This is a genomic window from Agromyces indicus (genome assembly GCF_031432295.1).
GTDB lineage: Bacteria > Actinomycetota > Actinomycetes > Actinomycetales > Microbacteriaceae > Agromyces > Agromyces indicus.
Genome location: NZ_JAVKGS010000003.1, coordinates 263,024 through 279,890, shown reverse-complemented (window position 1 = coordinate 279,890; position 16,867 = coordinate 263,024). Strand labels below are relative to the sequence as shown.

The following is a 16,867-nucleotide window of genomic DNA, read 5'->3' as shown; positions in this document are numbered from 1 at the left end:
GCCCCGTCGCCCGCCGGCTCGTTTTGGACCGCGCGGACGATCCGGCTATCATCGATCCCGGTACCGTGTCCGAGCGGCCTAAGGTGCAACTCTCGAAAAGTTGTGTGGGTGAAAGCCCACCGTGGGTTCAAATCCCACCGGTACCGCCACATGACCGAAGCCCCTCCTCGCGGAGGGGCTTCCGTCGTCTCGGGGTCAGGCGCGGGTCGCGTCGTCCTCGGAGTGCAGGCCGCTCACGGGCGGCACGACGATGGTCGCGCAGCGCGCGTTGGTCACGAGGGCGTGGCTCACCGAGCCGAGGAACATCCGCCGGACCGTGCCGAGCTGCCGGGATCCGACGAACACCGTCGCGTGCTCGCGGGCGCGACGGAGCAGCGCGGGCGCCGTCGGGCCCGAGTCGACGTGGCGCTCGACCGCGAGATCCGGGTGGTCGGCGAGTGCCGGCGCGAGCGCGTGGTCGACGACCTCGGTGTCCTGGGCGACGTCGTGCGTGCGGGCGCCGACGTGGACGGCGTGCAGCGTCTCGCCGCGCTTGGCGGCGTAGTCGGCCGCGAGCCGGCAGAGCCGCTCGGCCGCGGCGCCGTGGTCGACGGCGACCATGACGCCCGAGCGCTCGAGCACGTCGCCGACCGGGATCACCGCGACCGGGCCGTCGGCGGCTCCGGCCAGGCGCGGTCCGAGGCGCGAGCTGTGCCAGTACTCGTCGGTGCGCCCGTTCTCCGCGCCGACCACGACGAGGGAGTCGTCGCCCGTGCGGTCGGCGAGCACGTCGCCGGGCTCCCCGCGGACGGCGGCCGCCTCCACCTCGAGGCCGGGATGCTCGGCCCGGATCCGTTCGGCGCGTTCGGCCACGTCGACCTCGGCCCGCTGCAACTCGGCGCGCGTCTCGTCGTCGTCGCCCGCGAGCCCGGTGTCGTCCACGGCCCGGACCAGGCGCAGCCGTCGTCGGCCCTCCGCCTGCATCTCGGCCCGCGCGATCGCCCACTCCAGCGCTCGCTCGGCGGTCTCGCTCGCGTCCCAACCCACCACTGTCGTCTCGTGCATCTCATCCTCCGGTCGACCCTCGTGCCTCCACCCTCTCGCATGGCCGCGCGGGGCGTCGAGGCGAACGTCCCGCGGCATCCGGACCGACCCGGCGAGGGGACCTTCGCCACTCGCGCCGGTCCCGGCGATGTGGTCGGCTGAGGGCATGGCCGACGCCCCGACACGCCGACCCGGACCCGACGTCCTCCACGACCTGCCCGATCCCGGCGTGGGGCTCCAGCCCGACGAGGCGGCGCGCCGCCTGGCGCAGTACGGCCCCAACGTGCTGGGCGTGCACCGGGCCGCGAACCCGTGGCGGATCCTGCTGCGGCAGTTCCTCAGCCCGCTGATCTTCCTGCTGCTCGTTTCGGCGACGGCGACGGCGCTGCTGCAGCGCTGGATTGACACCGTCTCGATCCTGCTGGTGCTCATCGGCAACGCCGCCATCGGGTACTGGCAGGAGAGCAAGGCCGAACGCGAGGTCGCGGCGCTGCAGTCGCTCACCGCGCCGCGCGCCCGGGTGGTCCGGGCGGGCGTGACGTCGATGGTGGATGCCTCGGCGCTGGTGCCCGGCGACGTCGTGCTGCTCGAGAGCGGCGACAAGGTGCCCGCCGACCTGCGCCTCGTGCAGTCCACGGGGCTGCGCGTCGACGAGTCGATGCTGACCGGCGAGTCCGTCGCGGTGTCGAAGGCGGCGGGCGCGGAGGCCGGCGACCGCGAGCTCGCCTTCGGCGGCACGCTCGTGGCGACGGGACGTGCCCGCGGGTTCGTCATCGCGACCGGGGCCGCCACGCAGCTCGGCGAGATCGACCGGCTGGTGCGGAGCGTGCGCACCCAGACGCCCCTGCAGCTCATCATCGACCGGCTCGAGAAGCGCATCGGCTGGGTCGTCGGGTTCGTCGGCCTGTTCGTGCTCGTCGCCGGACTCGTCGTCGGCCTCACGCCGGGCGACGCGCTCCTCACCTCGATCGCGCTCGCCGTCGCGACGATCCCCGAGGGCCTGCCAGTCGCGCTCACGGTCGCGATGAGCATCGGCGTGACCCGGATGGCGCGCAAGCACGCCGTCGTCCGGTCGCTGCCCGCGGTCGAGACGCTCGGCTCCACGACGGTGATCGCCTCCGACAAGACCGGCACGATCACCGAGAACCGGCTGACCGTCGAGCAGGTGTGGAGCCCGGTCGGCATCCGGTCGGTCGGGGCCGCGGCGCCGAACCTGCCGCCGGACGCCCTCGACGTGCTCCGCGCGGGTGCGCTGACCAACGAGGCCCACCTCGACCCGGGCGACGGGACCCTCACGGGCGACGCGGTCGACGTGGCCATCGCCCGCGCGGCGATCGACGCCGGCGCGGTCGCGGCGGCCGAGTTCGCCGCGCCACCCGCCGCGCACCTGCCGTACGAGCCCGAGCTGCGCAGCTCGCAGTCCGTCCGCGTGCGCCCCGACGGGACCCGGGTGCTCTACGTGAAGGGCGCACCTCGCACCATCCTGGACTGGTCGACGGCGATGGCGGCCGCGGATGGCGGGGGAGCGGCATCCGTCGACCCCCGTGCCGTCGAGGCGGCCGAGCACGCGCTCGCCGAGGCCGGCCTGCGCGTCATCGCGTGCGCCGCGCGCGAACTCGCCCCCGACGAGTCCCTGCCCGCCGATCTCGGCGTGCCGGCCGGCCTCACCTTCCTCGGCCTCGTCGGCATGGTGGACCCGCCGCGACCCGGCGTCGCCGACGCGATCCGCCGGTGCCGGTCGGCGGGCATCGCGGTGAAGATGCTCACCGGCGACCACCCGAAGACCGCCGCATCGATCGGGGAACGGGTCGGGATCGAGTCGTCCGGTCCGCCCATCACCGGCGCGGAGATGGCGGAGATCAGCGATCACGAGCTCGTCGCACGGCTCCAGGAGACCTCGATCGTCGCCCGCGTCACCCCGCAGGACAAGCTCCGCATCGTGTCGGCACTGCAGCAGCACGGCGAGATCGTCGCCGTGACCGGCGACGGCGTCAACGACGCGCCCGCGCTGCGGCTCGCCTCGCTGGGCGTCGCGATGGGCCGATCCGGCACGGACGTCGCGCGCGAATCGGCGGACATGGTCCTCACCGACGACGACTTCGTCACCATCGTCGACGCCGTCGAGCAGGGCCGCGTGACCTTCGGCGCGATCCGCAAGGTCGCGTTCTTCCTGCTGGCGAACGCCGTCGCGGCGCCCCTCGCCGTCGCACTCAACCTGTTCACCGACACCCCGCTGCTGTTCCTCCCCGTGCAGGTGCTGTGGTTCAACCTCGTGCTGAACGGACTCCAGGACGTCGCGATCGCGTTCGAGCCGGGCGAGGGCGGCGAACTCGACGCGGCGCCCCGCCGCCGCGACGCGGGGCTGCTCTCGCGCGACGTGTGGACGCGGATCGTCGTCACGGGGGTGTGGATGGGCATGTGCGTGCTCGTGACCTTCCACGTCGCGCTCGACGCCGGCTACGAGATCGAGCACGCGCGCACGCTCGCGATGACGGTCTTCGCGTTCCTCAACTTCTTCCAGGCCGGCACCGCGCGCTCCGAGCGGCGATCGGTGTTCGCCCTGCGCCCGTGGGCGAACCCGCTGCTGCTCGGCGCCGCCGTGCTCGCCGTCGTGCTGCAGGCGCTCGCCGTCTGGACGGTGCCCGGCCAGCAGATCCTCGGCTTCGTGCCGCTGTCGCTCCTGGACTGGCTGACGGCCTTCCTCGTGGGTGCGACGGTGCTCGTCGTGGCCGAGGTCGACAAGTGGATCCGTCGACGGCGCGAGGCGTGAGCCGGCGGCCCCGAGCTCACCATCCGCTACGGGTCGGGGTGTGTCCCTCGCGCGCACCATCGGGCATCGGCATCTCGGCGCGCAGCCCGAGCAAGCGGATGGCGCGACCGGGCTCGATCCGGTCCTCGGCGAGCTGCAGCATCCGTGCCGTCACGTCATCGCGATCGGAGCTCGCGGGGATGCGGCGCTGGTACGTCTTCGTGACGAACGGCGCGTAGCGCACCTTGAGGGTGAGGCCGATGACGGGCCGGCCCTCGGCCGCCACGTCGTCGAGCACCCGCGCGGCGAGCTCCCGCAGCGCCGACTCGACGTCGGCGGGATCCTCCAGGTCGCGCTGGAAGGTGGTCTCCCGGCTGTGGCCGCGCGCGACCCACGGCGTGTCGTCGACGACCCGGGCACCCTCGCCGCGCCCCAGCTGCCCGTACCACGGCCCCATCCGCGGCCCGAACTCGCCCGCGAGCACGGCCTCGTCGGCCGCAGCGAGCTCGCCGACCGTCCGAATGCCGTGCACGGCGAGGCGGCGCGCCACCTTGCTCCCGACGCCCCACAGCTCGATCACCGACCGGTCGCCCATCACGGCCGCCCAGTTGTCGGCCGTGAGCCGGAACACGCCGGCGGGCTTGCCGAACCCGGTGGCGACCTTCGCCCGCACGAGCGTGTCGCCGATGCCAACGCTGCAGTGCAGGCCGGTTCGCGCGAGCACGGCGGCCTGCAGCTCGCGCGCGTCGCGCTCGGGGTCGTCGGAGTCGAGGCCGACGAACGCCTCGTCCCAGCCGAGGACCTGCACGGTGGCGCCGGGGTGCGCTCGCAGCGTCGCCATGACCTCAGCGGATGCCGCGGCGTAGGCCTCAGCGTCGACCGGCAGGATGACCGCATCGGGCACCTTGCGCGCGGCGATGCGCAGCGGCATCCCGGACCCGACGCCGAACTCGCGCGCCTCGTACGAGGCGGTCGACACGACCGCCCGCTCGGTGGGGTCGCCCCGACCACCGACGATGACCGGGCGGCCGGCGAGCTCCGGGCGCCGGAGCACCTCGACCGCCGCGATGAACTGGTCGAGGTCGACGTGCAGGACCCACAGGTCCGGACTGCCGCTCACCCGGCCTGACTACCGCGTCCGGGCGGCCGAGCGCAAGCGTCGCCGTCGGAAACCGCAGCGGGAGACCCCCGACGCCCGCAGGCGCCGAGGGTCTCGGGCAGCGGCGACGACGCCGACTAGCAGGAGTTCGGCGCGCCCTGGCTCTTCGGCGGGTTGACCGTGCAGAAGCTGTCGAGGTCCTGCGGCTCCGGGCTGGTGTTCTTGGTGTTGCCCTTCGTCTCTGTGGACGACGTGGACCCGACGCCGGCCTGGTTCTTGCCGGGGCCCTCGAAGGTCGTGCACGTCACCGTGCCGCGATCCTTCGTACAGTTGTCGGGCAGCGGCGCGCCCTGGGCCGCTCCGACGGCGGCACCGCCGACGAGGAAGCCGGTGAGCGCGAGCGTTGCGAGTACCTTTCGCATGGTGTTTCCCCCTACTGGATTCCGGGCCGGCTGCGCCCGGGGACGTGAGGGACGTCGGATTCCGTCCCCCGTCCGCGCAGCATGGAACACCGCGTCACTACTCGGGTTCCCGAGTACCGGGGTGTACTCGGAATGTCTCGGGTGATCTCGGATTTCGGCGCGGCACCCGGAGGCCGCGTGGATGTGGGCACGCTATGACGCGGGCATTCCAGCGACAAGGGACTTGACGAGGATTCCTCGATTTCGGTAGGAGTAGTGATTGCCCACTTCTCCATGGCCGACGACTCCCGGATCCGCCCCGCGAATAGCGCCTCGCGACACGCGAGCGCAACCACTTGCACTCAGGAGGTTCTCAGGAGGACAGTTGGGCTCACACAAGAGAAGGAGTGTGCACATGGGTTTCCTCGCTTTCCTCCTCCTCGGCCTCATCGCCGGGGCGATCGCCAAGCTCATCCTGCCCGGGAAGCAGGGCGGTGGATGGCTCATCACCTTGCTGCTCGGCGTCGTGGGCGCCCTGCTCGGTGGCTGGCTCGGCAGCGTGCTGTTCGGTGTCGGCCTCGAGGAGTTCTGGAGCATCCAGACGTGGCTGCTCGCCATCGGCGGCGCGATCATCGTGCTGCTGATCTACGGCCTCATCGTGAACCGCAACAAGCGCACCGCCTGATCTGCGGCGCAGCTCCGGGGGCCCGGTCGACCATCGTCGGCCGGGCCTTCGGCATGTCCGGGCCGACGGACGCGGGGCGGCTCAGCCGCCGGCGAGCTCGACGAACCGGCGCAGCATCCGCTGCGGTTGGGTGACGGATGCCGCGGCGAGCCGCTCGCTCACGGCGCGGAGCTCACGCGCGGGGAAGTAGCCGTGGTGGCGGTACACCTCGGCGCGGGCGATGAAGTCGGCGGTGGACACCTCGGGGTGGAACTGCGTCGCATAGACGTTCCGGCCCACGCGGTAGACCTGCACGGGGCAGCCCGCCGACCCGGCGAGGTGGACGGCGTCCGAGGGCAGCCGATCCGTGGCCTCCTTGTGGCCGACGAGGGCGTCGAAGCGCTCGGGCAATCCGCTGAGGAGGGGATCGGCCCGACCCTCATCGGTCAACGTGATCTCGACCGCGGCCGCCTGCTCGCCGTACGTGGTGCCGACCTCGCCGCCCAGTACGAGGGTGAGCACGCCGATGCCGTAGCACGTGAACAGCACCGGATGATCGGTCTCCAGCGCCTGTTCCGCCAAGCGCGCCAGGTCGGCCTCGACGCGGCGCTGCACCGGATGCTTGTGCTCGTGGGGGGTGGTGACGTTGTACGGGCTGCCGCCGACGATCACCCCCGCGAACCGCTCCGGCACGGCGTCGCCCAGCGTCTCGACGTCGATCCGGTGGTGCTCGAGCCGACCCGCGTCGAGGCCCGTCGCGCGGCGCACGGACTCGTACTCGGGTCCGACGGCCTCGACCTCGGGGCGGGCCGAGATGAAGAGGAAGGGACGGCTCACCGGCGCCGACCGCCTCGCCGCTGCTGGCGGCCTCCGCGGGCGGTGCCGCCGGACCGGCCGCCGGAGCGGGGGGCGCCGGCCGGCTGCCGACGGGCGCGCGACGCCGCGGCCGCCTTCGCGGGCGGGGCGGCGGTCTCGTCGGGCTCGTCGGCGCCGCGCGAGCTCCGGGCGGTGCGGCCGCGCACCACCCCGACGAACTCCTGGATGTCGGCGTCGTCGCGTTCGACGCGCCACACCAGCGCGATACGCGTCGGCGCGGCATCCGTCACCGGGATCGCGACGACGTCGCGGCGATGGTGCAGGCGCGCCAGGCTGTGGGGCAGGATCGCATAGCCGGTGCCCGCGGCGACGAGCTCGAGGGTCATGGCCGGGTCGTCCTGCTCGGGTGCTCGCGGCTCGTCGGCGAGGTCGGCCAGTTCGAGGTCGTCGGCCTCGGCGAGCGGATGGTCCTTCGGGAGGGCCGCGACGGCGAGCTCCTCCCACAGCAGGATGCGATGCAGGCCGGTCTCATCGACCGGGAGCCGCACGAAGGCGAGATCGGCCTCGCCGGCGCGGAGCCGATCGCACTGCGCGGATTCGTCGACGCGCTCGGCCTCGAGCGGCAGGTCGGGTCGCCGGTCGGCCCACGCGCGCAGCCACTTCGCCGGGCTCACGCCCGCGACGTAGTCCAGCCGCAGCGCCACGCCAGCCCCCTTCCGCCGCGCTCCGCGGCCCTCTCAGGGTAGTCGGCGCCTGCGGCCGGTGACGAAGCCGACTACCGTGGAGGCGTGAACGAGTCGAAGCCGCGCCCCTCCCAGACGATGAAGCCCGAGACGGCGGCGAAGAAGCTCGGCATCCTGCTCGACGCCGCGCCCGAGGAGTTCCGCTCCGGGGAGGTCAGCCGCGCCGAGCTCGCCGCACTGCAGGCCGACCCGCCCGAGTGGCTCGCGACCCTCCGCCGCGAGGGCCCGCACCCGCGCAGCGTCGTGGCCGCGAAGCTCGGCGTCTCCAACTCCGGTCTCGCGCGCGCCGGCATCGACCAGCCGCTCACCACGGCCGAGATCAAGGACCTGCTCGCCGCGCCGCCCGCCTGGCTCGTCGAGGAGCGCGCGCGCCAGGCCGGCGTCCGCGCCGAGAAGCGCCGCATCGCCGAGCGCGACGCCGCCCGCCGGGAGGCCGGCGGCGGAGGCGGCGGCGCCGGCGTCTGAGACGCCCCGCCGCGGCTCAGGCCGCGTAGCGCGCCGCGAGGAACGCCGTCACGTCGGCGAGTTCGCGCTCGGAGACCGAGTGGCCGAGGCCCTCGTACACGCGCTGGTCGACCTCCGCATGCCGCGGCAGCCAGGACTGCGTGTGCCGGACCGCCTCCGCGGGGATGACCTCGTCCGCCGTGCCGCGGCCCCAGAAGACGGGCGGCGCGAGCTGCGACATCCGCTCGTCGCCCGCGCGTTCGCCCGGCAGCGAGAACCCCGCGAGGGACACCGCGAACGAGAACCGCTCGGGCGCGCGCCGCAGCAACTCGATCGCCATGGCCCCGCCCTGTGAGAAGCCGAGCAGGCCGACGGATGCCGCATCCGGCGCCGCGCGGTCGAGCCACTCGATCACGGCGGTCGTGGCCGCCTCGGCGTCCTCGGTCGACAGCTGGTCGTCGAGCTGCTCGGGGAGCGGGAACCACGCGTGGCCGTATCCGGTGGGGATCGGCGCGCGCAGGCTCGCGATGGCCGGCTGCAACGGCAGGTAGGGGCTCAGGCCGAACAGGTCGCCCTCGTGCGAGTTGTAGCCGTGCAGCAGCACCAGGAGGGGCCGGCCGGCCCGGTCGGCCGGCGATGCCGACCACAGCACCGCGTCGTCGTCGATCCGCATCGGGGCATCGTACCCCGGCCGCCCGTGCGGGTGAGGGGCCGCGACACGCCGCCGGCCCCGCCGGCGCCGCGGCGTGTCGCGTCCCCCGCGGCGCCTCCGCGGCCTCCACGCGAGCCGGGCGCTCGTGGGGCAGAATCGAGGCATGGCCGTGCGCACACCCGACCCGGACTGGAACCCCGGCGATGAGCCGGTCGTGCAGCCGCCCGCCAACCCGGGCTGGCTGAGCGACATCGAGCTCGCCGAGGTGCGCGGTCGCCTCCCGCTGCTCTACGTCGAGGCCGTGCCCGTGCGCGTCGACGGCGTGGGCCAGGTGATCGAGGTCGGCGTGCTGCTGCGCGCCAACGCCGTCGGCGAGATGACCCGCACGCTCGTGTCGGGACGGGTCATGTACGGCGAGACCATCCGCGATGCGCTGTTCCGCCACCTCGAGAAGGACCTCGGGCCCATGGCGTTCCCGCTCCTGCCCGCGAGCCCGGTTCCCGCGGCGGTCGCCGAGTACTTCCCGCTGCCCGGGCTGTCGCCGTTCACCGACGAGCGCCAGCACGCGGTCTCGCTCGCGTACGTCGTGCCGGTCACCGGCACCTGCGAGCCGCGACAGGACGCGCTCGAGGTGACCTGGGTCACGCCCGAGGAGGCTGCGAGCGAGGCGCTCGGCGCCGAGATGGAGGGTGGCCGCGGCGTGCTCCTCCGGCGGGCGCTCGCGTCGGTGGGCGCGCTGCCGTAGTCGGCCCCGCGGGACGCGCCGGGCCGGGCCGTCGGCCTAGCGCACCATCCGGATCTCGTGGATCGTCTCGCCGAGGAACGGCTCGTCGTGCGAGGCGCCGTCGGCCGTGAAGCCGTTGCGCTCGTAGAACGCGACCGCGTGCTCGTTCGCCGACGGCACCCACAGGTAGACGGCGTCGTCGCCCACGGCCGCGTCGAACAGCTTCTGCCCGATGCCCTTGCCGTGGTGCGCATCGAGCAGGTGGATGAAGAACAGCTCGCGTTCGCGCGGCGCGTCGGCGTCGCGCGCGGGGCCGGCACCGGCGAATCCGACGATCTCGCTGTCGACGAGCGCGGCGACGTGGATGAACTCCTCGCCCTGGTTCATCCAGTGGTTCCACAGCTCGGCCATGCGGCGCGGGGAGAGGTTCGCGAGGGTGGCGGCGTCGACCAGGGTGTCGTAGTCCTCGTGCCAGCACTGCGCGTGCACGCGGCCCAACGCCTCGACGTCGGTGTCTCGGACGGGGCGGATGACGACTTCGGCAGCGACCTCGGTGCTCATGCGCCTCAGGCTAACCCGGCCTCCCGTCACCGGCGAAATCGGCGGCGGCGCTCGGGCGGAGCCGACCGGCGGGCGCTCGGAGCCGCAGCCGCGACGCGGCATCCGCTCAGCCCACGGGCGTAATCTGCGGCCATCATGAGCCCGCCGCCGCTGCCCGGTCGCCGCACCGACCCGCCCGTGGAGTACTGCGCGACCATCGTGCTGCGCAGCCCGGCGACGCGCATCGACGCGCTCGCGGTGATCGCGCTCGCCGCCGACTCGCGCGTCGAGGGCGCCGGAACCCTGCAGGCGCGGGTGCCGCTCGCCGAGGGCGCGTGGGCCGAGGTCGAGCTGCCGCGCGTCGGGGAGCCGCCGCCGCTCGCGATCGACGTCTACAGTACGGTCAGCGACGACCACGCGCGCCTCACGGCGCTCGCGCTGCTCGCCCGACTCGAGGCGTCGACCGCCTGGAACCTGCGGCCGGACTTCGTCGTCTGAGCCGGCCGAGGCGCCGAACGGCCCCGCACCGAGAGGTGCGGGGCCGTGCGGGATCGCTCGGGGCTCAGCCCTGGGCGCGACGGTTCGTGCGCGTGGAGCGCGAGGGCGAGACGAGGCTGCCGACGCGCAGCGGCGCCTTCTGGCCGTGGCGAGCGGATGCCGCGCGCGGGGCGCTCGACGACTGCGCGGCGCGGCCCTGGCCGCCCGACTGCCCCGGTGCGTGCGCCTTCGCCTCGGCGGGCCGGCCCGACCGGTCGCGACGCGGCGCGGCGGGCGCCACGTCGGACTGGCCGCCGCGACCGCGGCCGCGGCTGCGGCGACCCTGGCCGGCGGGCTGGGGCTCGCCGGCACGCGCGGCGCGCTTGCGCTGGGCGTTGGCGCCCTGCGAGCGCCCGCCGCCCTGCGGCTGGCGGGCCTCGCGCGGCGCGGGCTTCACGTACGGCGCGACGTCGCCCACGAGCTTCGCGACGGCGGGCGAGTCGGCGGTCACCTGCTGCGGCGTGACGCGGATGTCGGCCTTGCGCAGCAGGGTCTTGAGGTCCTGCTTCTGGCCGGGCAGGCAGATGGTCACCACGTCGCCCTCGCTGCCGGCACGCGCGGTGCGGCCCGAGCGGTGCAGGTACGCCTTGTGCTCCATGGGCGGGTCGACGTGGATGACGAGCTCGACCTTGTCGACGTGCACGCCGCGCGCCGCGACATCCGTCGCCACGAGCACCTTGACCGAGCCGTCGCCGAACGCGGCGAGGTTGCGGTCGCGCTGCGGCTGCGACAGGTTGCCGTGCAGGTCGACGGCGGGGATGCCCTGCTCGGTCAGCTTCTTCGCGAGCTTCTTCGCGTGGTGCTTCGTGCGCATGAACAGGATGCGGCGACCGGTGCCCGAGGCGAGCGTCTTCACGAGCTCGTTCTTCGCGTCGACGTCGTCGATCTCGAAGACGTGGTGGGTCATCGCGGCGACGGGGGAGTTCGCCTCGTCGACCGAGTGGAGCACCTCGTTCTGCAGGTAGCGCTTCACGAGCTTGTCGACGCCGTTGTCGAGCGTCGCCGAGAACAGCAGGCGCTGCCCGCCGCGGGGGGTCTTGTCGAGGATGCGCGTGACGACCGGGAGGAAGCCGAGGTCGGCCATGTGGTCGGCCTCGTCGAGCACGGTGATCTCGATCGCGTCGAGGCTCAGGAAGCCCTGCTTCATGAGGTCCTCGAGGCGGCCGGGCGTGGCCACGACGATGTCGACGCCCGCCTTCAGCGCGCTGACCTGACGGGTCTGGTTGATGCCGCCGAAGATCGTGGTGACCTTCAGGCCGTAGGCGGCCGCGAGCGGCTCGAACGTCTGGGTGATCTGCGTGGCCAGCTCGCGGGTGGGGGCGAGCACGAGGCCGAGGGGGCGGCCGGGTCGGCGCTTGCCGCCGGCGAGCGACGTGCCGAGGCGCGCCACCATGGGCAGCGCGAAGGCGATGGTCTTGCCCGAGCCGGTCTTGCCGCGGCCGAGCACGTCGCGCCCGGCGAGCGTGTCGGGCAGGGTGTCGGCCTGGATCGGGAAGGGGGTGGTCTTGCCGTCGGCGGCGAGCGCCGCGACGAGGGGTGCGGGCACGCCGAGCGCGCCGAAGGTGAGGTCCGTCAAAGGTGGTCCGTTCGGGATGGCACGGCCGGGCGCGCCGCGGAACGCGGCGGATGGGCCCGGCGGTGGGGAATGGCGAAGACGCCGGTCGGCGAATCCGTTCGCCGTATGAAGTCATCGGGCTCTCGGCCCGGGAGCGTGTCTACGACGCAGGCGGCGCGTTCGTCGCGCACGCCGACGTCAACCATAGCGGATGCCGCGGGGCCGACCCTGTGCGCGCCCTCAGCGCGGCATCCGCTCGCCGACCGGGATCTCGTCGCGGACGGTGTTGCCGGGCGGAGCGAGCGGGCACGACCATGACGGGTCGTACGCGCACGAGGGGTTGTAGGCGAAGTTGAAGTCGACGACGAGGCTGTCGTCGTCGGCGCCCGAGCCGAGGTCGGCGCCCTTCACTGTGTCGAGCAGGTAGCGTCCGCCGCCGTAGGTGCCGCCCGGCTGGCCGGCGAGGCCGTCCTTCACCGGGAGGAAGAGCCCGCCCCCGTAGGCCGTGATCCGCCAGACGTCGAGCGTGCCGAGGTACGGGATGCGGACCGTGCCGACGAGCGAGAAGGGGATGGACCCGTCGGTCGAGCTGTCGACGACCATCCGGACGGGCTCGTCGGGCCGGCGCACCTCGAGCTCGAAGCGCCAGTCGGGGTCGTACCGCGGCACGGTGAGGCCGGTGAACCGAGCCCGGTCGTCGGGCAGCAGGGGCGACTGCGGGTGACCCGCGAAGAGGTCGTCGCGGCCCGAGCGCCAGAGCTCGTGTCCCTGCGCGGGGTCGTGGGAGTTGAGGTGCCGCACCCCCGCGTAGAGGCCGAAGACGCGCCGACGCCAGTCCGCGAGCTGGAGGGCGCCGAGCGTCGCGGTCATGCCGCGCTCCCGGCTCCGGCGGCGGATGCCGCGCGGTCGGCGTCAGCCGTGCCCGGCGGGTCGTACGCCCACGTCGACGCCAACTGCTTCAAGCGCATCCCGCGGTACTGCCAGAACGCCCAGGTCGGGTACCAGAGCAGGGGCTCCAGCGCCCCGGCGCTCGCGCGGAGCTGGTCGCGGTACAGCGTCCGCCCGTCGGGCAGCGGCGAGATCGCCATCCGGTGGTCCCAGTGCCGGAACGCCGCGAGCGGGCCGGAGACGGCGCCGCCGCCGTCGCGCAGCATCTTCACGCCCGGCGGCAGCCCGCCCGGGTACGAGACGTCGATGATCTCCTCGCCCGTCGGCGCGATGCCGAACGCGAGGGCACGCAACCGGTGCGGTCCCTCCGGCCAGGTCGCGGGGAAGCCGGTGCCCTCCAGCGACTCGAAGTCGAGCCAGGGGGCGACGACCTCGCGGAGCACGGCGGGGCTGCGGATCGCGCGCCACGCGGCATCCGCATCGCAGTCGAGGGTGAGCTTCAACAGCACGCGCATGCGACGAGGCTAGGGGCGGGCGGATGCCGCGGCCAAGGCTCCGCGCCGGATTCCCGGCGGGCGCTCGGCGGGCTCCCGGTTCGCACCCGAGCCGTTCGGCGCCGAAGTGCCTAGACTCGCCGCATGGGCGGACTCGAGTGGGTGGTCCCCTCGCTCGTCGGGATCGGCGCGGCCGCACTCGTGCTGGTGGGCACGGTCGTGGGCCTCAGGCGGGTCGGCGTGCGCCGGGAGTCGGTCGACCGGCGGGCTGCACACGAGCTGGAGACGAGCGCCAAGGCGCGGCTCGTGCGCGCCGACGAGGCGGTGCGCGACGCCGACCAGGAGGTGCGCTTCGCCGAGGCGGAGTTCGGCCCGGACGTCGCGCGGGACCTCGCCGAGGCGGTCGCCCGGGCACGCGGGTGGCTGCGGGAGGCGTTCCTGCTGCAGCAGCGCCTCGACGACGCCGAGGAGCACACGGCGGCCGAGCGACGGTCCTGGAGCAGCCGCATCGCCTCGCTGTGCGACTCGATCCACCGCGCCCTCGGCGACGCCCAGCAGGGGCTCGCCGAGCGTCGGGCCGCCGAGCGCGGTGCCGCCCAGGACCTCCCCGCCCTGCGCGAGCGTGAGGCACGGGTCCGGGAACGCCACGACGCGGCAGTCCAGCTGCTCGAGCGGCTCCGTTCCCGATTCGATGCCGCCGCGCTCGCCGCGGCGGAGGGGGCCGCCGGGCGGGCCGAGCGGTGGCTCGCGGGGGCCGGCGCCGCGCTCGCCGAGGTGGAGACCCATCTCACCGAACCGGGGCGTCCCGTCGCACCGGCGCTCGCGCGTGCCGGGCACGCGCTCGAGCGCGCCGGAGCCGAGCTGGCCGCCGTCGAGCGCGTCGAGCCCGACCTCGCGGCGGCCGCCGAGGCGGGGGACGCCGAGGCGTCCGCGCTGGACGCCGAGCTCGCGGCGGCGCGCCACGAGCGCGACGCGGCCACCGATGCGGATGCGGCCTCCGCCCTCGGCGTCGCGATCGGCGACGCCTCGCCGCTCCTCGTCGGGCGGGACGCCCGCGCCGGCGACCCGTTCGCCGAGCGCGACCGGCTGCGCGCCGCACGGGACCGGCTCGAGGTCGCCCGCGCCGCGGTCCGACGCGCCGAGGACCGGCTCGAGGGCGCGCGCGGGGCGCTGCCGGGCGCGATCGCCATCGCGGAGAGCCAGATCGCGGTCGCCCGCGCCGCCATGGAGCGTGCCCGTGCCTTCGCCGGCGCCGATGCCCGCACGCGCCTCGCGGAGGCCGAGCGCCAGCTCGGGATCGCCCGGCGCGAGGCCGATCCGGTCGAGGCGCTCGACGCCGCCCGGCGTGCGGCCGCCCGAGCGAGCGACGCCGAGGCGCTCGCGCACTACGCCGCCCTGCACCGCTGAGGTGCCGCCGCGGCATCCGTCGCGAGCGGCTACTTCCCGCCGGAGATGCGGATGTCGGTCGCGGTGACGTACGACGCGTCATCCGACAGCAGGTAGGCGACGGCGCCCGCGATCTCGGGCGGCTCGCCCGGGCGGCCCATCGGGATGCCGCCCGCGCGCTCGTCGGGTGCGTTCGGCCGGCCGGCCGCCGCGTGGATCTCGGTGCGCGTCGTCCCCGGCGAGACGGTGTTCACGCGCACGCCCGAGCGGGCGAACTCCTTGCCGAGGCCGAGCGTCATCGTGTTCAGGGCGGCCTTGCTCGCCGCGTAGGGGATGTAGGTGTCGGGTGCGCCGTGCGTGGCCGCGCCCGACGAGACGTTCACGATCGACCCGCCCGCGCCCCCGCGCTCGGTCGACATGTGCGCGATCGCCGACCGGCACAGCGCCATCGGCGCGAGCACGTTGATGCGCAGCACCAGCTCGGCCTCCTCGATCGACCCGTCGAGGAACGGCCCGATGCGACCGGTGATCCCGGCGTTGTTGACCAGCCCGGTGACCCGGCCGAATCGGCGGACGGCCTCGGGCACGAGCTCGGCGCACGCGTCGAGGTCGGCCTGGTCGAGCGGCAGCACCTCGACGCGCGCGCCCGCGGCGCGGCATCCGTCGGCCACCCGCTCGGCGTCGTCACGGCGCTCGCGGTAGGTGAGGACGAGGTCGTGGCCCTCGGCGGCCAGGCGCTCGGCGATCGCGGCGCCGATGCCGCGGCCGCCGCCGGTGATGATCGTGACGGGTCGGGCGTCGACATGCGAGGTCATGCACCCACCCTACGAGCGCCGCCGTCGCGTAGCCTGTCGCGGTGAGCGAGACGACCCCGGCCGCGCCCGCAGCGCAGGCGAAGTACCAGGTGCGGTTCGACCAGGGCCCCGACGCCGTGCACCGCATCGCCGACGGCGTGCACGTGGTCGTCTGGGTCGACCAGACGACGGACGCCGCAGCCGACTCGCCTGGCGACGCGCCGATCGTGCCGCGGGCCGTGCTCGACGCGGCCCCCGACCGCGCCGCGGTGCTCGCCGCGAACCTCCGCGATGCGGCCGCCGCCGCCGCGTGGGTCCTCGCCGAGCAGGAGCGCCTTGGACGCCGGGCGTACCTCGCGATCGTCGCGGCGGGCCGAGCCGACGGCGGGTTCGCCGCCGACGACGTGCTCGCCGCCGGCGCCGTCATCGACGCCCTCATCGAGCTCGGCATCGACGACACGTCGCCCGAGGCGGCTGTTGCCTCCGCCGCGTACGCCGGGCTGCGCCGGGCGGTGGCGCACCTCGCGACCGCGTCGGCCGAGGGACGCCGCGCGATCGAGGAGGGCGTCGAACCGGGGTCGCTGCGACGGGAGGCCGCTCGCGATGCGTCGGCGAGCGTGCGCGTGGCCCGCGAGGGCGCGCCGGCCTAGGCCGCGGTCAGCTGCACCTTGCCCGACTTGCGGGCACGGTGCGCGCGCACCTTCGCGCGGTTGCCGCACCGCTGCATGGAGCACCAGCGGCGACTCGCCGCCCGCGAGGTGTCGAGGTAGACGATGCCGCAGTCGCCCGCGCACACGCGGACCCGGCCGTCGTTCGCCGCGCCGAAGCAGTCGACCGCGTCGCGCGCGATCGTCGAGAGCGCCTGGGCGACCGTCTGCACGGAGCGACCGGCCTGGCGCGAGCCGCCGTCGAGCGTGGGCGGGATGTCGGGCGTGGCCGCGTAGAGGTTCACGACGTCGACGTCGGCCGAGCGGAGCTGCTCGCCGCGCCCGGCCGCGAGGGCGAGGCGGGCGATCGCGTCGCGCAGCGCGACCGCGTCGAACAGGTCGCGCGACCGCGCGGTGCCCACGGCCATCGGGAACCGCTCGCGCATCCATGCGCTGAGGTCGTCGGGCGCGTGGAGGCGCTCGGGCGCGACGGCGACGGGCAGGCTGCCGGTGTAGGCGAAGTCGAGGGCGAACGAGCCGGAGTCGAACCACCACCGGCCGCTGTCGTCGGTGAACCACTGGCCGACTGGGATCGAGACGGTCGAGACGGGCACCGCACCAACCTACCCGTTCGCGCGGGCTCGTTTCCTCGCGATCCCCAGACGGATGCCGCGCCGCGCATGCGTCGGCCGACGATCCGCTCCGCGCCCC

At 74.6% G+C, this 16,867-nt stretch carries 19 protein-coding genes and 1 tRNA gene; 8 read left to right on the top strand and 12 right to left on the bottom strand.

Features of this window, described 5'->3' with window-relative positions; all coding sequences use genetic code 11:
• Positions 1-59 precede the first annotated feature (59 nt).
• A tRNA-Ser gene (locus RH861_RS11145) sits at positions 60-149 on the top strand.
• A gap of 46 nt (positions 150-195) precedes the next feature.
• Here RH861_RS11145 and RH861_RS11140 read toward each other — a convergent pair.
• Positions 196-1,044, bottom strand: a complete 849-nt coding sequence (locus RH861_RS11140; RefSeq protein WP_310521016.1) for a universal stress protein — start codon at positions 1,042-1,044, stop codon at positions 196-198.
• Between the two features lie 145 nt (positions 1,045-1,189).
• On the opposite strand from RH861_RS11140, the gene RH861_RS11135 reads away from it, so the two are divergent.
• Positions 1,190-3,793 carry a cation-translocating P-type ATPase gene (locus RH861_RS11135; protein ID WP_310521015.1) on the top strand — a complete coding sequence of 868 codons (2,604 nt, stop codon included), beginning with the start codon at positions 1,190-1,192 and terminating at the stop codon, positions 3,791-3,793.
• A 16-nt stretch (positions 3,794-3,809) separates the two neighbouring features.
• On the opposite strand, the gene RH861_RS11130 is transcribed toward RH861_RS11135, so the two are convergent.
• Together RH861_RS11130 and RH861_RS11125 are read right to left on the bottom strand one after the other, a co-directional pair.
• Positions 3,810-4,892 (bottom strand): DNA polymerase IV, encoded by a 1,083-nt coding sequence (locus RH861_RS11130; RefSeq protein WP_310521014.1) that lies wholly within the window; start codon positions 4,890-4,892, stop codon positions 3,810-3,812.
• 116 nt (positions 4,893-5,008) lie between these two features.
• Positions 5,009-5,293, bottom strand: coding sequence for a hypothetical protein (locus RH861_RS11125; protein WP_310521013.1), 285 nt, complete (start codon positions 5,291-5,293; stop codon positions 5,009-5,011).
• A 394-nt stretch (positions 5,294-5,687) separates the two neighbouring features.
• Between RH861_RS11125 and RH861_RS11120 the strand changes: the two genes are divergently transcribed.
• Positions 5,688-5,957 (top strand): GlsB/YeaQ/YmgE family stress response membrane protein, encoded by a 270-nt coding sequence (locus RH861_RS11120; RefSeq protein WP_067946550.1) that lies wholly within the window; start codon positions 5,688-5,690, stop codon positions 5,955-5,957.
• 81 nt (positions 5,958-6,038) lie between these two features.
• On the opposite strand, the gene RH861_RS11115 is transcribed toward RH861_RS11120, so the two are convergent.
• Entirely contained in the window at positions 6,039-6,773 is a 735-nt protein-coding gene (locus RH861_RS11115; protein ID WP_310521012.1) for a glutamine amidotransferase, read from the bottom strand.
• Positions 6,770-7,456, bottom strand: a complete 687-nt coding sequence (locus RH861_RS11110) for a LysR family substrate-binding domain-containing protein (RefSeq protein ID WP_310521011.1) — start codon at positions 7,454-7,456, stop codon at positions 6,770-6,772. The genes RH861_RS11115 and RH861_RS11110 overlap by 4 nt, the downstream gene beginning before the upstream one ends.
• A 117-nt stretch (positions 7,457-7,573) precedes the next feature.
• Here RH861_RS11110 and RH861_RS11105 point away from each other — a divergent pair, with 117 nt between their 5' ends.
• Positions 7,574-7,960: a DUF5997 family protein gene (locus RH861_RS11105; RefSeq protein ID WP_067946607.1), complete on the top strand. Its 387-nt coding sequence runs from the start codon at positions 7,574-7,576 to the stop codon at positions 7,958-7,960.
• A gap of 16 nt (positions 7,961-7,976) precedes the next feature.
• Here the strand turns inward: RH861_RS11105 and RH861_RS11100 are convergent, their stop codons facing one another.
• Positions 7,977-8,612, bottom strand: coding sequence for an alpha/beta hydrolase (locus tag RH861_RS11100; RefSeq protein ID WP_310521010.1), 636 nt, complete (start codon positions 8,610-8,612; stop codon positions 7,977-7,979).
• Between the two features lie 142 nt (positions 8,613-8,754).
• On the opposite strand from RH861_RS11100, the gene RH861_RS11095 reads away from it, so the two are divergent.
• Positions 8,755-9,336 (top strand): NUDIX hydrolase family protein, encoded by a 582-nt coding sequence (locus RH861_RS11095; protein WP_067946543.1) that lies wholly within the window; start codon positions 8,755-8,757, stop codon positions 9,334-9,336.
• Positions 9,337-9,372: 36 nt separating this feature from the next.
• Here the strand turns inward: RH861_RS11095 and RH861_RS11090 are convergent, their stop codons facing one another.
• Positions 9,373-9,876, bottom strand: a complete 504-nt coding sequence (locus RH861_RS11090; protein WP_067946541.1) for a GNAT family N-acetyltransferase — start codon at positions 9,874-9,876, stop codon at positions 9,373-9,375.
• Positions 9,877-10,011: 135 nt separating this feature from the next.
• Here RH861_RS11090 and RH861_RS11085 point away from each other — a divergent pair, with 135 nt between their 5' ends.
• The gene (locus RH861_RS11085) at positions 10,012-10,353 is read left to right on the top strand and encodes a hypothetical protein (RefSeq protein WP_310521009.1); all 342 of its coding nucleotides are present in this window, start codon (positions 10,012-10,014) and stop codon (positions 10,351-10,353) included.
• A 64-nt stretch (positions 10,354-10,417) separates the two neighbouring features.
• Here RH861_RS11085 and RH861_RS11080 read toward each other — a convergent pair whose 3' ends face one another.
• From RH861_RS11080 to RH861_RS11070, 3 genes are all read right to left on the bottom strand, one after another.
• Positions 10,418-11,968, bottom strand: coding sequence for a DEAD/DEAH box helicase (locus RH861_RS11080; protein WP_310521008.1), 1,551 nt, complete (start codon positions 11,966-11,968; stop codon positions 10,418-10,420).
• Between the two features lie 219 nt (positions 11,969-12,187).
• Positions 12,188-12,817: a DUF1684 domain-containing protein gene (locus RH861_RS11075; protein WP_067950017.1), complete on the bottom strand. Its 630-nt coding sequence runs from the start codon at positions 12,815-12,817 to the stop codon at positions 12,188-12,190.
• Positions 12,814-13,350: a hypothetical protein gene (locus RH861_RS11070; protein WP_310521007.1), complete on the bottom strand. Its 537-nt coding sequence runs from the start codon at positions 13,348-13,350 to the stop codon at positions 12,814-12,816. Before RH861_RS11070 ends, RH861_RS11075 begins: the two co-directional genes overlap by 4 nt.
• 123 nt (positions 13,351-13,473) lie before the next feature.
• On the opposite strand from RH861_RS11070, the gene RH861_RS11065 reads away from it, so the two are divergent.
• Positions 13,474-14,736: a hypothetical protein gene (locus RH861_RS11065; protein ID WP_310521006.1), complete on the top strand. Its 1,263-nt coding sequence runs from the start codon at positions 13,474-13,476 to the stop codon at positions 14,734-14,736.
• A 29-nt stretch (positions 14,737-14,765) separates the two neighbouring features.
• On the opposite strand, the gene RH861_RS11060 is transcribed toward RH861_RS11065, so the two are convergent.
• Positions 14,766-15,530 carry an SDR family NAD(P)-dependent oxidoreductase gene (locus tag RH861_RS11060; protein WP_310521005.1) on the bottom strand — a complete coding sequence of 255 codons (765 nt, stop codon included), beginning with the start codon at positions 15,528-15,530 and terminating at the stop codon, positions 14,766-14,768.
• Between the two features lie 41 nt (positions 15,531-15,571).
• Here RH861_RS11060 and RH861_RS11055 point away from each other — a divergent pair, with 41 nt between their 5' ends.
• Positions 15,572-16,159, top strand: a complete 588-nt coding sequence (locus RH861_RS11055; protein WP_310521004.1) for a 2-phosphosulfolactate phosphatase — start codon at positions 15,572-15,574, stop codon at positions 16,157-16,159.
• Here the strand turns inward: RH861_RS11055 and RH861_RS11050 are convergent.
• The gene (locus RH861_RS11050; protein ID WP_310521003.1) at positions 16,156-16,770 is read right to left on the bottom strand and encodes a CGNR zinc finger domain-containing protein; all 615 of its coding nucleotides are present in this window, start codon (positions 16,768-16,770) and stop codon (positions 16,156-16,158) included. The two genes, RH861_RS11055 and RH861_RS11050, sit on opposite strands and share 4 nt — an antisense overlap.
• Positions 16,771-16,867: the final 97 nt, after the last annotated feature.

What these genes read in the sequence shown, in the direction of transcription:
- RH861_RS11100 (WP_310521010.1), bottom strand. Translation starts at nt 8,612, where the DNA reads ATGCGGATCGACGACGACGCGGTGCTGTGGTCGGCATCGCCGGCCGAC.
- RH861_RS11125 (WP_310521013.1), bottom strand. Translation starts at nt 5,293, where the DNA reads ATGCGAAAGGTACTCGCAACGCTCGCGCTCACCGGCTTCCTCGTCGGC.
- RH861_RS11105 (WP_067946607.1), top strand. Translation starts at nt 7,574, where the DNA reads ATGAAGCCCGAGACGGCGGCGAAGAAGCTCGGCATCCTGCTCGACGCC.
- RH861_RS11075 (WP_067950017.1), bottom strand. Translation starts at nt 12,817, where the DNA reads ATGACCGCGACGCTCGGCGCCCTCCAGCTCGCGGACTGGCGTCGGCGC.
- RH861_RS11060 (WP_310521005.1), bottom strand. Translation starts at nt 15,530, where the DNA reads ATGACCTCGCATGTCGACGCCCGACCCGTCACGATCATCACCGGCGGC.
- RH861_RS11120 (WP_067946550.1), top strand. Translation starts at nt 5,688, where the DNA reads ATGGGTTTCCTCGCTTTCCTCCTCCTCGGCCTCATCGCCGGGGCGATC.
- RH861_RS11065 (WP_310521006.1), top strand. Translation starts at nt 13,474, where the DNA reads ATGGGCGGACTCGAGTGGGTGGTCCCCTCGCTCGTCGGGATCGGCGCG.
- RH861_RS11090 (WP_067946541.1), bottom strand. Translation starts at nt 9,876, where the DNA reads ATGAGCACCGAGGTCGCTGCCGAAGTCGTCATCCGCCCCGTCCGAGAC.
- RH861_RS11140 (WP_310521016.1), bottom strand. Translation starts at nt 1,044, where the DNA reads ATGCACGAGACGACAGTGGTGGGTTGGGACGCGAGCGAGACCGCCGAG.
- RH861_RS11070 (WP_310521007.1), bottom strand. Translation starts at nt 13,350, where the DNA reads ATGCGCGTGCTGTTGAAGCTCACCCTCGACTGCGATGCGGATGCCGCG.
- RH861_RS11095 (WP_067946543.1), top strand. Translation starts at nt 8,755, where the DNA reads ATGGCCGTGCGCACACCCGACCCGGACTGGAACCCCGGCGATGAGCCG.
- RH861_RS11135 (WP_310521015.1), top strand. Translation starts at nt 1,190, where the DNA reads ATGGCCGACGCCCCGACACGCCGACCCGGACCCGACGTCCTCCACGAC.
- RH861_RS11085 (WP_310521009.1), top strand. Translation starts at nt 10,012, where the DNA reads ATGAGCCCGCCGCCGCTGCCCGGTCGCCGCACCGACCCGCCCGTGGAG.